The organism is Streptococcus halichoeri, assembly GCF_009870755.1.
Lineage (GTDB): Bacteria > Bacillota > Bacilli > Lactobacillales > Streptococcaceae > Streptococcus > Streptococcus halichoeri.
Genome location: NZ_WLZU01000002.1, coordinates 57597 through 73301 on the forward strand (window position 1 = coordinate 57597; position 15705 = coordinate 73301).

15 protein-coding genes are annotated in these 15705 nt (G+C 43.7%); 10 read left to right on the plus strand and 5 right to left on the minus strand.

Annotated elements, in window-relative coordinates:
• Positions 1-214 precede the first annotated feature (214 nt).
• The 8 genes from GWD08_RS01060 to GWD08_RS01090 all read left to right on the plus strand — a co-directional run bounded on the left by GWD08_RS01060 (position 215) and on the right by GWD08_RS01090 (position 9890).
• On the plus strand, positions 215-1054 hold the full coding sequence (locus GWD08_RS01060) for a hypothetical protein (protein WP_159563937.1): 840 nt from the start codon (positions 215-217) through the stop codon (positions 1052-1054).
• Between the two features lie 18 nt (positions 1055-1072).
• Positions 1073-2326 (plus strand): toxic anion resistance protein, encoded by a 1254-nt coding sequence (locus tag GWD08_RS01065; protein WP_159563938.1) that lies wholly within the window; start codon positions 1073-1075, stop codon positions 2324-2326.
• A gap of 495 nt (positions 2327-2821) precedes the next feature.
• A complete protein-coding gene (gshAB, locus tag GWD08_RS01070; protein WP_159563939.1) occupies positions 2822-5089 on the plus strand; it encodes a bifunctional glutamate--cysteine ligase GshA/glutathione synthetase GshB in 2268 nt (755 codons plus the stop codon).
• 682 nt (positions 5090-5771) lie between these two features.
• On the plus strand, positions 5772-6047 hold the full coding sequence (locus GWD08_RS08720; protein WP_244295462.1) for a hypothetical protein: 276 nt from the start codon (positions 5772-5774) through the stop codon (positions 6045-6047).
• A 6-nt stretch (positions 6048-6053) separates the two neighbouring features.
• Positions 6054-7292 carry an AcpB/EbpR/MafR family transcriptional regulator gene (locus GWD08_RS01075; RefSeq protein ID WP_280114347.1) on the plus strand — a complete coding sequence of 413 codons (1239 nt, stop codon included), beginning with the start codon at positions 6054-6056 and terminating at the stop codon, positions 7290-7292.
• Between the two features lie 103 nt (positions 7293-7395).
• Positions 7396-8268: an Hsp33 family molecular chaperone HslO gene (gene hslO, locus GWD08_RS01080; protein ID WP_159563940.1), complete on the plus strand. Its 873-nt coding sequence runs from the start codon at positions 7396-7398 to the stop codon at positions 8266-8268.
• Positions 8255-9232 (plus strand): tRNA dihydrouridine synthase DusB, encoded by a 978-nt coding sequence (gene dusB, locus GWD08_RS01085; RefSeq protein WP_159563941.1) that lies wholly within the window; start codon positions 8255-8257, stop codon positions 9230-9232. Before hslO ends, dusB begins: the two co-directional genes overlap by 14 nt.
• Before the next feature lie 16 nt (positions 9233-9248).
• Positions 9249-9890 (plus strand): deoxynucleoside kinase, encoded by a 642-nt coding sequence (locus GWD08_RS01090; RefSeq protein ID WP_159563942.1) that lies wholly within the window; start codon positions 9249-9251, stop codon positions 9888-9890.
• A 394-nt stretch (positions 9891-10284) separates the two neighbouring features.
• Here GWD08_RS01090 and GWD08_RS01095 read toward each other — a convergent pair whose 3' ends face one another.
• The 4 genes from GWD08_RS01095 to GWD08_RS01110 form a co-directional block, all read right to left on the minus strand.
• Positions 10285-10680, minus strand: coding sequence for a single-stranded DNA-binding protein (locus GWD08_RS01095; RefSeq protein ID WP_159544735.1), 396 nt, complete (start codon positions 10678-10680; stop codon positions 10285-10287).
• A gap of 195 nt (positions 10681-10875) precedes the next feature.
• On the minus strand, positions 10876-11502 hold the full coding sequence (gene ytpR / locus GWD08_RS01100; RefSeq protein WP_159563943.1) for a YtpR family tRNA-binding protein: 627 nt from the start codon (positions 11500-11502) through the stop codon (positions 10876-10878).
• Positions 11499-11837, minus strand: a complete 339-nt coding sequence (locus GWD08_RS01105) for a thioredoxin family protein (RefSeq protein WP_159544731.1) — start codon at positions 11835-11837, stop codon at positions 11499-11501. The genes ytpR and GWD08_RS01105 overlap by 4 nt, the downstream gene beginning before the upstream one ends.
• Positions 11807-12118 (minus strand): DUF4651 domain-containing protein, encoded by a 312-nt coding sequence (locus GWD08_RS01110; protein ID WP_159547931.1) that lies wholly within the window; start codon positions 12116-12118, stop codon positions 11807-11809. Before GWD08_RS01110 ends, GWD08_RS01105 begins: the two co-directional genes overlap by 31 nt.
• Positions 12119-12331: 213 nt before the next feature.
• Between GWD08_RS01110 and pepA the strand changes: the two genes are divergently transcribed.
• Positions 12332-13399: a glutamyl aminopeptidase gene (pepA, locus tag GWD08_RS01115; RefSeq protein WP_159563944.1), complete on the plus strand. Its 1068-nt coding sequence runs from the start codon at positions 12332-12334 to the stop codon at positions 13397-13399.
• 11 nt (positions 13400-13410) lie between these two features.
• Positions 13411-14211, plus strand: a complete 801-nt coding sequence (gene proC / locus GWD08_RS01120; RefSeq protein WP_159563945.1) for a pyrroline-5-carboxylate reductase — start codon at positions 13411-13413, stop codon at positions 14209-14211.
• Positions 14212-14615: 404 nt separating this feature from the next.
• On the opposite strand, the gene GWD08_RS01125 is transcribed toward proC, so the two are convergent.
• Positions 14616-15278 carry a CPBP family intramembrane glutamic endopeptidase gene (locus GWD08_RS01125; RefSeq protein ID WP_159563946.1) on the minus strand — a complete coding sequence of 221 codons (663 nt, stop codon included), beginning with the start codon at positions 15276-15278 and terminating at the stop codon, positions 14616-14618.
• Positions 15279-15705 lie beyond the last annotated feature (427 nt).

Consider the following 15705-nt stretch of genomic DNA (forward strand, 5'->3'; position numbering starts at 1 on the left):
TTATTAGGAAAAAACGTATTTGGATCCTATAAGACTCAGGTGTAGATGTAAAAAGCCGAATGTTTTTCTTTTTTATCACAGGCTGCTCGGTCTTAGTACTGATTTTTAATGACATTACCATAATTTCTTTAAGAAAAAAATAAATTGCGGTAAAATATGATAAAGTCCCCTAGGATTAGGGGTCCAAAGTCTATAGAAATCTCAGAGAAAGACCATGAAAAAAAAGCAACTGATCCGATTTATCCCCCAAATGCCGCGCTGGGCATGGCTACTCCTTTACTTGGCTTGTCTAGTCGTCCTCACCCAGCTATTACCAGACGCACTAGCCTTTTTGACATCGGTGGCCCTGGCCATTCTTTTCTACCAGACCAGACAGGCACAAAAGCAGCTAACTGCGCAACAAATGGCGCAACGCGTTCAGCATTTAAAAGACGTGATTCATTTGGCTGATCGTCAACACGAGCTGCTCGAAGACGCCTTGCTTCGCAATGACTACCAGCAATTCCAACGAGGCGCTGCTCAGCTATTGCCTAAACTAGAAACGATTAAAGCAGAATCCTTTCAATTACAGCAACAAATCCCCACACATGTCTATCATCGGATTAACCGCAAGGCCGATGAACTCAAAGTAGATATAAGGCTAAAGCTTGAACAGCTGGAGCTCAAGCAGCAAAGTCCACAATTACTGGGCTTAGAACGCATCCAGCGGCTTGGGGATGAGGCTTTGACCACACTTTATACTTCCATCCAAAACGACCACCAGCACATTCTTCAAATCATTGAAAAGGCCGATAACAAGGCGGAACTGCTGGCGCTCCATGAAAGCAGTATGGCACAGTTTTATGATGTGCTTGAAGGCTATTTAAAGATCAAGGAAGCGCCCAAGGATTTCTACCAGGCTGAGGAACGCCTGGCACGAGCTATGAGCAGTATGCAGCAATTTGACCTCACACTGGATGAAACGCTTCGACGTCTCAATGAGAGTGATTTAAAAGACTTTGAAGTGAGTTTACGAATGATGCAAGACCAGACCCCACCAACAAATCATGTCTAAAAAGAAAAAGGAGCTGCTATGGCTGAATTTAACTTTGATAGTGATCAGATTGCTAACCAAACCCTCACAAAACCTGATCCCACTACCCAAATGATTACCGAACAAGAACTAGATGCGACTAAACCCGTTGCCTTTTTTGACAATCTCACACCTGAACAGCAAACAGCTATTGTGCAAAAGGTTCCCGCTCTGGTTGACCAGTTTATAGCTGACCAAAACGTCCTGTTAGACTTTGGGCAAGCTGCCGTTGATGATGTCAACACCACCGTCACCCATATCCTCAAGGAGCAAAAGAAAATTCAGATTCCCCAAGTCGATGAGTTGCTCAAAAACGCCAACAAAGAGCTCAATGGTTTTGTAGCCAAGTACAAAGATGTGAGCCCAGCAGATTTGGAAAAGAAACCAAACTTGCTGCAAAAGCTGTTTAAGCAAGGGCGTAGTGGCTTACAAAACTTCTACTTGGATGCTCAGACCATTGAGCAAAAGATGGATGCCATGGCCGCAGTCGTGGTCAAACAAGAAGACAGTTTGGCACGTAATATCATCGCAGCTCAGCTATTAATTGAAGAAAACACCAAATCCATTGAAAATTTGGTTGGTGTCATTGCTTTTTTAGAGGCCAGCCAACACGAAGCCACACAGCGAGCTCAGCAATTACAAGCACAATTAGCCCCACTGACCACTTCAGATGCTGACTACCATGTCTTAACCAATCAACTAGCCCGTACCACCGAGGTGGTCAATACCTTGGAACAACAACACACCGAATATGTCAGCCGGCTCTATGTCGCTTGGGCGACCTCACCGCAAATGCGAAACTTGATCAAAGTTTCTTCTGATATGCGGCAAAAATTGGGCATGTTGCGGCGTCATACCATCCCAACTATGAAATTATCCATTGCCCAGCTAGGCATGCTGCAACAGTCTGTCAAATCTGGCCTTGCAGCCGATGCCATTGTCAATGCCAATAACACTGCTTTACAGATGCTAGCCGAAACTAGCAAAGAAGCAATCCCCGCCATGGAGCAATCAGCCCAAAACCCTACCTTGTCTGTCGCTTCTGTAACAGCCCTGGCAGAGAGCCTCGTTGCTCAAAACAAGGGCATCCTTGAAGCTATTGAAGCTGGCCGCAAGAAACGCTCACAACTAGAAGCAACTATCATCAAATCTGCCGAGACTATTAATGACTCGGTCAAGCTGCAAGATAAAAAAATCATTGAGGCCCTTTTAGAAGAGGGCAAGCATCAGCAAGACCAGCTGGAAAATAGCTAACCCGCACTTTAGCAGCTAGCTAGCAACGTGCGATTATGGTGCTGGCGCAGACTCTCAGGTGATAAGCTAAGGTAATAAGCTAAGGTAATAAGCTAAGGTAATAAGCTAAGGTAATAAGCTAAGGTGATAAGCTAAGGTGATAAGCGAGGCCACAGCGATTGAAGGAACTGCCAGTTAGAGCAAAGCCCTTCAATCGTTTTTTAGAAAAAAACCAGGCGGTCTCACGTCCTAGACAAGCACCATCAGGCAAGCATTCTTTACTCGCTTAAGTTTAAAAGTTGCCTCTAAAGAAGAAGCAAACTGACCAACAATATCAAGTAAGAAGAAACTCAACAGCCGCTAGTTTCCTTAACAAGCAAAGGCATGGCTGTTAAGCTAGCTTCAAGAGCTAGTATTCTGTGTAAAGACCATAGTAATAAATTGTATTTACGACTGTAAAATTGTACACTAAAACAAATGATTACAAACGAAAGGTAAGCAGAAAAAAAGAACATCGTGGTAGTAAATCAACTCTTGCAAAACTTGCCAAAGGGGACTCCTATTTTGGAAGCAACTTTTGGCATTGAACGTGAAGGGCTGCGGATGTCCTCAGGGCATCACGTGGCACAATCTGCACATCCCAAACCGCTAGGCCAAAGAGACTATCATCCTTATATCCAGACCGATTTTAGCGAAGCCCAGCTAGAACTCATTACCCCCATTTCCACTAGTACAAAGCAGGCGCATCGGCGCCTCACGGCCATTACCAATGTAGCTCGTAAGTCACTCGAAAATAACGAGTACATCTGGCCTCTATCAATGCCGCCCTTTCTTAGGGAGGACGATATTACTATTGCACAGCTAAAAAACCCAGACGAAGTTCGCTACCGCCAACAACTGGCCAAGCAATATGGCAAAAAACTCCAATCCATCTCTGGCATTCATGTCAACATGGGCTTGGGACCACAGCTACAGCAGCAGCTCCATTCGTTGGTTCCGCATCTAAGTCAGATAGATTTTCAAAATAGTCTTTATCTCAAGTTAGCTCGCCAATTTCTCAATTATCAGTGGTTCATCACCTATCTTTTTGGTGCAACCCCGCTAGCTGAAGCAGAATTCTATAGCTCTAATCCTGAAAACTTAGTCCGATCACTTAGAGCCAGTCAGGCTTACGGCTATAGCAATCCCGCTGAGCTCCATGTTTCGTTTGCCTCCTTGGAAGACTACGTTCACGATATTGAAGCAGCCGTACAGAGCAAACAGCTGGCGCTAGAAAAGGAATTTTATTCAGCAGTACGCCTGCGAGGGAGCAAGCATTGCCGAGATTACCTCACCCAGGGCATAACCTACCTAGAATTTCGTTCCTTTGATCTTAATCCTTTTGAGCAGCTAGGCATTACTCAAGAAACCTTAGATAGTTTTCACTTGCTCTTACTGGCTTTCTTATGGTTAGATGATTTGAAAAAACCAGACCAAGAACTCAACCTTGCAAAAGCCCTTAATGAACAAATCGCACTAGCTCATCCCCTAGCCCCCTTACCTGAGACAGCTAATCCCAAACCTTTACTAAAAGCCATGCGTGAGCTGGTCGCTCATTTTGGGCTTGATCCTTACTATCAAGAGCTGGTTGAGCAAATGGCTCGCGCTAGCCAGCAGCCGCAAGAGACGATCGGTGGTCGCTTGGTCAGTGAGGTCACAAACCAATCACTGCAAGTTTTTGGCCAAGAAAAAGGCCAAGCCTATCAAAACGAGGCGCTAGCGATTCCCTACGCCTTGCAAGGCTATGAGCAGATGGAGTTATCAACACAATTACTCATGTTTGATGCTTTGCAAAAGGGGCTTAACTTAGAAATTCTTGATGAGGATGACCAATTTTTAAAACTATGGTTCAAAGACCATGTTGAGCTGGTGAAAAATGGCAATATGACTGCAAAGGACAATTTTGTGGTTCCGCTTGCCATGGCCAACAAGTCAGTCACCAAACGTTTGCTGCGCGATGCTGGTTTTCCAACACCGACAGGTCAGGAATTTAGCGAGCGCCAGGCAGCCATTGATGCCTTTTCCTATTTGGCACAGCAAGCCATTGTCATTAAGCCCAAATCCACTAACTTTGGTTTGGGAATTTCGGTTTTCCAAAAACCACCAACTTTCAAGGACTTTGCTAAGGCGGTTGATCTTGCCTTTGCAGAAGACTCAGCCATTATCATTGAAGAATTTGTCGCTGGCACAGAATACCGTTTCTTTGTCCTTGATGGCAAATGCGAGGCTGTCTTACTGCGCGTGCCGGCTAATGTGGTTGGTGATGGAAAGCACACCATCCGCCAACTGGTCGCCCAAAAAAATGCGAGCCCGCTTAGGGGAAGCAACCATCGCTCACCGCTTGAGAAAATCAAGCTAGGCGACATTGAGCGCCTCATGTTAGCCCAAGAAGGCTACGATGAAACAAGCATTTTGCCTAAAGGGGTGAGCGTTACCTTGCGCCGTAATTCCAATATCTCAACTGGCGGTGACTCTATAGATATGACTGATCAGATGAACCCTTCCTATAAAGCATTGGCTGCGCAAATGGCTCAGGCCTGTGGTGCTTGGGTCTGCGGTGTTGATTTGATCATTCCAGACTATCGCCTTAAAGCCAGCCAAAACGAGCCTCATTGCAGCTGCATTGAACTTAATTTTAATCCCTTAATGTATATGCACACCTATCCCTACAAGGGACCCGGTCAAGCCATTACCCCCAAAATCTTACAAGCCCTATTCCCTGAATTAATCATCTATCCAGGCTAACTCACAAAACCTTATCTCACTAGACCGAACTTGCCTTTGCTAGCCCTAAAAAGCTCACCTGTCAAGTCAGTGCTGTTGATAAGGTTTTTTGATTTGTTGAAAACTAGGCCGTTTGAAAAATTGCGGCTGCTTGCTAGTTTTGGGCATAAATGACCAGCTAAGTTTGATAGAAACACCTGACACACAAGTAAAAATAACAAGTTAAGCTTGCCCTTACAAAAATCAAAGGGGCCAAATACTGTCCAAAGATGAGGATACTTTTTCTCTCTTTAATCTTTTTGCTAAAAAATTTTTTACTTTGGGTCCTTTTTGTAATATTTCTCATCCGTGCGCTGAAAGCACTATTTTATACCTTTAAGCCACATTTCCATACAAACATTATTTATTTCTAATATTATTTATAATAAAAAACTCATAAAACCTAGTTTAATGACTTTTCGAAAAGAGAAAAATAGTATATATTATAATTACTGCATTTATAGAGCTCATTTTTTCATTTAAAATTTTAACTTATGAATATAAAATGAGTTTTTGAGGCATTATAATAACTGTAGAATAAAGATGCTAGTTTTCCGATCATCCTGTTAGAGTACTTTCGAAAGTATGGCGGTTCCCTCACAGTCTTAGAAATGACTAATCTTATTGACAAAGCATCAAAAACGTTAATCACTAAGGAGAATCCATGGATATCATCAAACACCTTTTTTCAAATCAACAAGTTCGAAACCTTAACTTAGCTAGGCTATTAAACCAAAAGGATCATCAATGTGACTATTCAGAAATCTGTCATCACCTTGACTGTTCTTTTTTAACCATGCAATCAGAAATTGCCCACTTAGCTTCATTCCCTGAAGTTCAAAGCCTTCCTTATATCGAACCTCACTTAACTGTTAGTTATCATCATGAATTTGGCCCCAGAAAGCTTTACCAATCTATCTTGCTAGAGTCCCCCTCTTGACGTCTGATTGAGGTACTCTTTTTTCAAACCTTTCCCGCACTAGATGATTTGGCTGAAGAACTCTTTATTAGCCTATCTACCTTAAAACGGCTTATTAAGCGTACAAACCTATACTTACAATTAGGATTTGACTGTATGATTGGCGTGATGGGAATTAGAAATATTTCTATCATGGGGGAAGAAGAAAAGATCCGTCTACTATATTCTAAATATTTTTCAGAAGCTTATGATAGCCATGTATGGCCCTTTGATGAACGAGTCGATGAGCAGCTTTTATCACGTCTGCTTAAATTAATTGCTAAAAAAACAGCCAGCAAAATGGACCTCTCACTATTTCACCATTTGAAAATCACTGCCGCTGTCAATCTCTTTCGCTTTTCACAAGGCCATGGTATTAATCATATCTATAGCCGTAGCCGGGTGCTTTATGACCAGTTGGAAACAGATCCAGAGTTTCAAGAATTAGCAGAGCTCTTTAGTCAGGCTTACGCTTTACCATTAGACGTTCGTGCCCTCTCAGAAATGTTTTCACATTATCTCCAACAAGAATTAGTCACTGATGCACAAGTGGATAACTACGAAACATCAGCTAGCAACTACCGGATTCCACCAAGTGCTTGGCTAGGCACACTAGAAAGCATTGAGAAGAAATTTTCACTTCAAATGCCCAATAAACGTGAAATTGCTCGGCTACTCCATAATGCCACTATTTTACAGGATAAGGATACCTATGAAGATTTCCTCGTTTATGATTACAGAGAACCCTATATTGAGTATTTTGCAAACGATTACGCTGTCTTACTAAAAGGCTTTCAAACAGCTCTGCTATCCCCCTTTGAAAAACGTGGTCTGACCTGCTCAAAAGAACAACAACGTCAATTGCTCTATCTCTTGTTGATTAATTGGGATAATCTCTTTTTGCGCCTCAGTCATGCCATTCCTCAACAAAGAGTTTTGATCATTGAACGGGGTTCTTGCAATACAGGACAATTCCTCCAAGCTTACTCTGGTCATTACTTTGATATTACCATTCATGATCACTATGAAGTAGATATGCACCAAATCAAAGATGACTATGATCTCGTTTTAACTGATATGAATCTCGAAAATGTAGATGGTGTTGATATTTACTTTTTCAGTCAGTTTGTGCCAAGCTTAGTGATTAAGCAACTCAACTTGTACTGGAAAGAAAAAATTCAAAGTCACTTTATGCAAACAGATGACGTCCCAAAACCAATTGATTAAGCTCTTTTTGTAAATAAAACCCTGCCAAGCTAAGGACTCTTTTACCGAAAATTCAAGAGTCTTCCTGACCTTAGGCAGGGTTCTTTATGTTATAATAATAGCTATGGATAAAATGATTAAGACACTTTCACAATCAGGCTCTTTTCGAGCCTTTGTGCTTGATAGTAGCGAAACTGTCAAAACTGCTCAAAGAAAACATCAGACCTTAGCCTCTTCGACCGTTGCCCTAGGACGGACCCTCATTGCCAATCAAATCCTTGCAGCCAACCAAAAAGGAGATTGTAAAATCACCGTAAAAGTCATCGGTGATTCTTCCTTTGGTCATATCATCTCTGTTGCTGACACCAAGGGCCACGTCAAGGGGTATATTCAAAACCCAGGCGTTGCAATTAAAAAAACAGCCACAGGTGAGGTTTTGGTAGGACCCTTTATGGGAAGTGGTCACTTTGTTTCCATTATCGACTACGGCACCGGTAACCCCTACACCTCAACAACCCCCTTGGTCTCTGGTGAGATTGCTGAAGACTTTGCCTACTTTTTGACAGAGTCAGAACAAACTCCTTCTGCTGTTGGCTTAAATGTACTATTAGATGAAAATGATCAGGTCACGGTTGCTGGCGGCTTTTTAGTTCAAGCACTCCCTGGCGCACCAGAAGACGAAATTGCTCGGTTTGAGCAACGCCTCCAAACCATGCCGTCCATCTCAAGCTTGCTTAATAGCGAAGACCATATTGAGGCGCTTCTTGCTGCCATCTACGGTGATGAACCTTACAAACGCCTGATTGAAGAAGCGCTAAGTTTTCAATGCGATTGCTCCAAAGCACGCTTTGAAGCTGCCCTGCTGAGCTTACCTCGTACTGATCTACAGGAAATGAAAACGCAGGATCACGGCGCTGAAATTACATGCCAATTTTGCCAAACCACCTACCAGTTTACCGAAAATGATTTGGAGGCCTTGATTCATGACCAAGCTTAATTCATCTTTTATGATTGGCAATGTGGAAATCCCACATCGAACAGTTCTTGCGCCCATGGCTGGCGTTACGAATTCGGCCTTTCGGACCATTGCCAAAGAATTTGGAGCCGGTCTTGTCGTTATGGAGATGGTTTCAGAAAAAGGCCTGCTCTACAATAATGAAAAAACCCTGCACATGCTCCACATTGATGACAATGAACATCCCATGTCTATCCAGTTGTTTGGCGGTGACGCAGAAGGGCTAAAGCGGGCCGCAGATTTTATTCAAAGCCATACCAAAGCAGATATTGTTGACATTAACATGGGCTGCCCTGTCAATAAAGTCGTCAAGAATGAAGCCGGGGCAAAATGGCTGCGTAATCCAGATAAGATTTACCATATTGTCTCTGAGGTGACCTCGGTGTTGGACATTCCCTTAACTGTCAAAATGCGAACCGGCTGGGCAGATAGTTCCTTAGCAGTGGAAAATGCCCTAGCTGCTGAAGCTGCTGGTGTTTCGGCCTTAGCCATGCACGGCCGCACCCGTGAGCAAATGTATACAGGGCATTGTGACCTTGATACCTTGGCGCGGGTGGCCAAAGCCATTACCAAAATTCCTTTCATCGGTAACGGTGATGTGAAAACCGTCACCGATGCCAAATACATGATTGAAGAGATCGGTGTTGATGCCGTAATGATTGGGCGCGCAGCTATGAATAACCCTTACTTATTTACACAAATCAATCATTTCTTTGAAACAGGTGAAACTTTACCTGAACTTCCATTTAACAAAAAATTAGATATTGCAGCGGAACATTTAAAACGTCTCATCAACCTCAAAGGAGAAACCATTGCTGTCCGCGAATTTCGAGGCTTGGCACCTCACTACCTTCGTGGAACAGCTGGCGCTGCTAAGGTGCGCAGTGCCGTCTCACGCGCTAGCACTTTAGCCGAAGTTGAGGAGATTTTTGCACAAATCCGCTAAAGAGATAAGGAGACTCATGTTGATTGTACTAGCTGGAACCATTGGAGCCGGTAAAAGCTCCCTTGCAGCTGCTCTAGGAGACCATCTGGGCACAGAGGTCTTTTATGAAGCAGTTGATAATAATCCTGTTTTAGATCTTTATTACCAAGATCCCCAAAAATATGCTTTCTTGTTACAAATTTATTTTTTAAACAAACGTTTCAAATCGATTAAAGAGGCCTATGTCGCTGATAATAATGTCTTAGACCGCTCAATCTTTGAAGATGAACTTTTCTTAACATTGAATTACAAGAACGGCAATGTCACTGAAACCGAACTGCACATCTACCAAGAGCTACTAGCCAATATGCTAGAAGAACTAGAAGGCATGCCCAAAAAGCGGCCCGATCTCTTGGTTTATATTGATGTGTCTTTTGATACCATGCTAGAGCGCATCCAAAAACGCGGTCGCTCTTTTGAGCAAGTCGCTGACAATCCTAATTTACTGGATTATTATCGTCAAGTGCACGGCGAATACCCGCAGTGGTTTGACCATTACGCGATTTCGCCTAAAATGCGCATTGATGGCGATGCCTTTGACTTTGTCCAAAGACCAGAAGATTTAACCACTGTCTTAGCCATGATTGATCAAAAATTAGCAGAGCTAGACTTGCGCTAGCCTAAGCGACCAAGTCAGGTCAATTAGATTCGTTCTGATTAGTTCAGATTAGATTAGCTCTAATCAGATTAGCACAGCTCACCTCAAACCCTGACTCAGCTTGCCCGTAACAAGTTAGTTAGGGCCAGTCAGCTTATTATCTGTTTTTTCATAAAACAGCATAAGGGTAAAACACTTAGCCATACTGATCAGTCAGCACAGCTAAGTGTTTTTTGTTTTACTCGCCTAAAAGAGAGCACTTGCAAAGCGTTAGTTTTAAGTAAAAAGGGAACAAAGGGGATTTGCGGCCCAAACACACAAACCCTAACCACATCCGCTCAGAAAACCTACTGGGCTTGTTCTTAGAAGCTTACCTGCCGCTCTAACCCCTTTTTTTGAGAACAAGTAAAGGCATTTAAAAGGGGAGCTCAGCTTCTTCTACTTCTAGGTCTGCTAAGTCAGGATTGAAGTGATTTGCACGCATAGCCCGTTGGGCCTTACTTTCTAAGAGTTGAAAGGACTGGCCTAAAACCTCAGTGAAATAGACCGTCTGGCCGTCTTTGTCATATTTGCGTGTGCGCAGCTCTCCTTCTACCGATAATAAACTGCCCTTATTACCGTAGGAAACCAGGTTTTCCGCTAGCTTTCCCCATAAGACCAGATTAATAAAATCAACCTGTCTGTCACCATCAGCATTGCGATAACGACGATTAACAGCCAGTGATAAACGGCAGACTGCTTTGCCATTTGGGGTTCTGATTAATTCTGGAGTGGCGACTGCCCTTCCTATTAGTATGACACGATTATACATATTTTTCCTCCTAACTGACTATTCGAAAAAACAGTCGCTAAAAGGAGAAGAAATAACAAAAAAGCCAAAAAGCAAGGCTAACTGTCCAAACTTTTGGCTTTTCATGGGATTATTAAATGCCTTATCTTTCCTACTAAGAGGGCCGGGCCTGACTGACTTACTGGCTGGCTGATTGCCTGACTAACTGGTTGCTTTTTAGGCCTGCCAATGTTTGCTGGCCGCAAAAGCTTGCCCAACTGGCGCATCAGCAGCCAACTCAATAATGCCCCGTTTTTGTGGAGCATTTGGCAAAGCTAACTCCCTAGGGGAGCACATCATGCCATAGCTAGCAACGCCGCGTAATTGCCCTTGGAAAATAAGTGCTCCACTTGGCATCATAGCCCCAGGTAGAGCAACGATGGTTTTAAGACCTACAGCCGCATTAGGGGCGCCAGCAACAATTTGAATAACGCGGTCTTGGGCCACTTGCACTTGACAGATATTCAGGTGATCGCTATCTGGATGGGCAACCATTTCCTTAATCTCCCCGACCACAAAAACCGGATAAACAGGGACTTCTAAACGCTCACGAAAACCTGCTTCATCTAGCAGGGCATTTAAGTGAGTAATATCAGCGGCACTTGGAAAAACTTGTCCTTGGCCTTCTAGCGCGATTTTCTGGCTCGCCTCAAAAATATTCCAAGCCACTGTCCGTCCGTCTTCCAAAGCATAGACACGGGCAAAGTCGCCTTTACGTTCAACGGCTCGTTTGATGTCCTTTTTGTCCTCTAAAAGGACCATTAAGACATCGCCAACTTGTGCTTTATTATATGCAAAAATCATTTTTCTTCCTTCATCTCTTCGTTAAATTGGGCTAAAAAAGCCGATACTTCTGCCTTGGTCTTGCGTTTTTTATTCACCAAGCGCCCAAGCTCTCGGCCATCTGCAATGACCACAAAGCTAGGAATGCCATAGATGTCCCATTTTTTGGCTAAGTCAAGAAAGCTATCTCGGTTAACCTCTACAAAGTTTAGATTGGGATGGTCTTGTTCAATAGCTGGCATCAAAGGAGCGATAAACTGACAGTCCGGACACCAATCAGCCGTGAAAAAAAGCACGCATTTGCTCCCACTGTCAATGATTTGGGCTAATGCTTCATAAGAGGCTGGTACTTGCATTCTTCCTTCTCCTGTTCTGTTATCTGACCGTGGTCATAGCTAAATAAAAAAACACGCTGATCAGCCAGCACGACACCACCTGTCAAGTGCGTCAAGCTAGCGGAAAAGTCATTGATATAAAGAACAGCCACTGGCCCTCTAGAGGCAAAGTAAGCCCGAATTTGCGCCTTGACTTGCGCCAGGTGCCTTTCTTGCCATTCTTGTTTGAGCCTGAGTCCTGCCGCCAAAAGCATCCCCACCGACAGTGCCAGCGCCCATTGTTTTCCCTTTGCTTTGTTCATACAGTCTATTTTATCATAAAGCTTGCCCTTTTTACCAGTAGCTAGGTGGCGAAAATCAGCCTAAGCCCCTTTTTTTAGGAAAAATCGCTGCGCAAAGAGCCAGCCAATTCTTTAGACTTTGTCCTCCTTTAGCTTCATTTTCCAGCAGAACGTGGTAAAATAAAAGAAATATGAAAAAAAGGCTTGGCCGATTGAGTAGAAAAGAGGTAAACAATGTCAACATTATTTGAAAAAATCAAAGAAGTTACGGAATTAGACGGGATTGCCGGCTATGAGCACCAGGTCCGCCATTTTCTTCGCCAAAAAATGACGCCACTGGTTGATCGCGTGGAAACAGATGGCCTGGGCGGGATTTTTGGAATTAAGGAAAGTCAAGCAGTCGATGCTCCCAAGATTTTAGTGGCTGCTCATATGGATGAAGTCGGCTTTATGGTCACTGAGATAAAAGCTAATGGCAGCCTGAGTGTGGTTGGTATTGGCGGCTGGAATTCCCTCGTTGTGAGCTCACAGCGCTTCACACTCTATACACGCCAAGGCAAAGCAATTCCAGTCGTTTCTGGTTCTGTTCCGCCTCACTTTCTGCGTGGTGCAGCTGCCAGCCAAACGCTCCCTGCTGTTTCAGATATTATTTTTGATGCTGGCTTTAGCGACAAGGCCGAAGCCGAAAGCTTTGGCCTAGCTCCGGGTGATATTATTGTTCCACAAGCTGAGACGATTTTAACTGCCAATCAAAAGAACGTCATTTCAAAAGCCTGGGACAATCGTTATGGTGTGCTCATGGTCACTGAACTCCTAGAGGCTCTCAAGGACCAGGCCCTTAATAACCATTTGATTGCCGGCGCCAATGTCCAAGAAGAAGTTGGCCTACGAGGAGCCCATGTCTCTACGCACCAATTTGATCCGGAGTTGTTCTTTGCCGTTGATTGTTCGCCAGCTGGTGATATTTATGGTGACCAAGGAACAATTGGTGAGGGCACCTTGATTCGCTTCTACGATCCAGGCCACGTCATGCTCAAGGACATGCGCGATTTCCTTTTGACCACAGCTGAAGAAGCAGGCATCACCTACCAATATTATTGTGGTAAAGGAGGCACCGATGCCGGCGCAGCCCACCTCCAAAATAATGGCGTCCCATCAACCACCATTGGTGTTTGTGCCCGTTATATCCACTCCCACCAAACACTCTATGCTCTTGATGATTTTATCCAGGCCCAGGCTTTCTTACAAGCTATCGTTAAAAAATTAGACCGCACAACCGTCAATACCATCAAAGGTTACTAGGAGGTCAAAGCATGAAGATTGGCTTTATCGGAGCCGGTAAAATGGCTAGCGCTATTATCCAGAGTCTGCAAGAACATCAGCCTGTGCACCAGCTGATCATCTCAGGTTCCTCGCTTCAACGCTCAAAAGACATTAGCCAGGCATTAGGTGTTGCCTACGCCAATTCACACCAGGCATTACTCGATGACGTAGATATTGTCTTTTTGGGCATTAAGCCGCAGCAATTTCAAGAAGTCCTAGCGCCTTTGGAGTTTAAACAAGCGGTGGTTTCAATGGCTGCTGGTGTAACACTAAAACAACTCGAAAGCCTCATTGCCAAAAAACTTCCCCTCATCCGGATTATGCCCAACATGAATGCTACAATCGGCCTTAGCACCACCGCCATCACCGAAAACGCACAAGTCCAAGCAGACTTACTAGCGCAGGTGACAGAGCTTGTGAATGCCTTTGGCACTGCTCATGTGATTGCTGAGGAACAGTTTGACACCTTTACTGCCCTTGCTGGCTCTAGCCCAGCTTATATCTATTATTTTGCAGAAGCCATGGCCAAAGCTGGACTCAAGCATGGCATGCCAAAACTAAAAGCCCAAAAGATTGTAGCCGAGACGATGCTAGCATCAGCCCAACAACTCTTAACAACCAATCAACATCCTGGCCAATTGATTGATGACATTTGTAGCCCCGGTGGGGCAACGATCACAGGTCTCATGGAGCTTGAACGTACGGGCTTTGCACATTCGGTTAGCGCAGCTATTGATGGCACCATCAACAAGGCAAAACAGGCAGCTGGTAACCGACCAATCAAAGACTGAGCAACTCGATTTGCCAAAAAACGCGAGAGAATGGGCGGGATTTATTAGACTCTTAAGCTAACTGACAAGCCCTTGTGCAGGCTTACTTGTGCTAATACCTCTCATTTTTGAGGGCTTAGGCTAACGTGCAGTGGCTCTAACATTTCACACCTTTGTCCTGGTAACAGGGTTTTGTAAAAAAACTGGGAGAATTCCCAGCTTTTTTGTTTGCTTTTATTTTTTCTTTACCAGACTTGGCTGAAATACCCCTTCAATAGCAGTTCTGTTCCACTATGGGGCGCAGGGCCTCTTTAGATTTTTTTACTAGCTAGCTTCACTTCTGTCTTTTTGCTGTTAGTGAAAGTTAGTCAAAAAAGCATTGAACCTGCTGGGCTTACTGCGCACATCATAGCTGTTCTTGCTTGTTATTGTAGCTGTGGTAAAAAGAGCATGAAGAGCACTGAAATACCATTATTCAAAAAATGAAGCAAGATACTGTAATGAAGTTTTTCTGTTTTATAATAAATAAATCCTAAAACGAGGCCCATTCCGCCATAGACAATCCAACTGCCAAGACTAGTCAGGTCCGTTGTCATATGAAGCAGGCCAAAAGCCAAACTGCTAAAGAAAAGGCCCCAGATTGATTTTGGACCAAAGAGTTTGCCAAATAGTAGGCCTCTAAAGATCGTTTCTTCAACAATGGGTGCCACCACTACAGCCAAAGCAATAAGCAGCAGCGGCGGTAAGCCTGCCTGCTCAAGCGCCATTTGGTTGGCCGTATTAGCCTGGCTGCCTTTTTCCAACACAAGCACCAAACCACCTAGCATCTTAATCACAGTGAGGGCTACAAAACCAAACCCAAGCCACAAAATAGTGACATCTACAGCATCGCTTTTGAGCGTTTTGAAGAAACCAAAACGATAGGCAAGATAGGCTGTTGCAGCAGCAACGCTCAATAAAAGTAAAGCAATGAGCTCAGTCTGCCAAAAGGGTTGGTCCTTTCTTACCAACAATAAAGGAGCCTGCTCGGCCATCAAAATAGCAAGAGCTAACAACAACCATTTGATCTTTGTAAAGACTGTTTTCATAATTCTCCTATCTCTCTCTTTCCAAAAGTCACTTGATAGCAATAAAAGTTAACAAGCTTAAGTATAAATCAAAAATCAGAAAGAATCTAATATTAACTCCCTTGAACCAAAGGACAACTCAAATGAAACACCTGCTACATAGGACCAAGTAACCTACTAAGGTCAAGTGCTGATGAGATGTAGGAGAATGTTATTGTGCTTACCAAGCTGCTTCATATATAGATCATACAAGACCTGCTTACAAGGGGGACGAGGAAAACCAAACTATTTCTTAGCCTGGCGCCTTAGAGACTGACCTGCTAAAAAGCCGTTCCTTGGAGACTGCTGCTACTTGCAAATGGGAAAAATGACCTATTTTAAAAAATGCTTACTATAGGCTGTTATTTAGCATTTTTAAAAACGAATGATTCTAGCTCGTTCAAAAGAC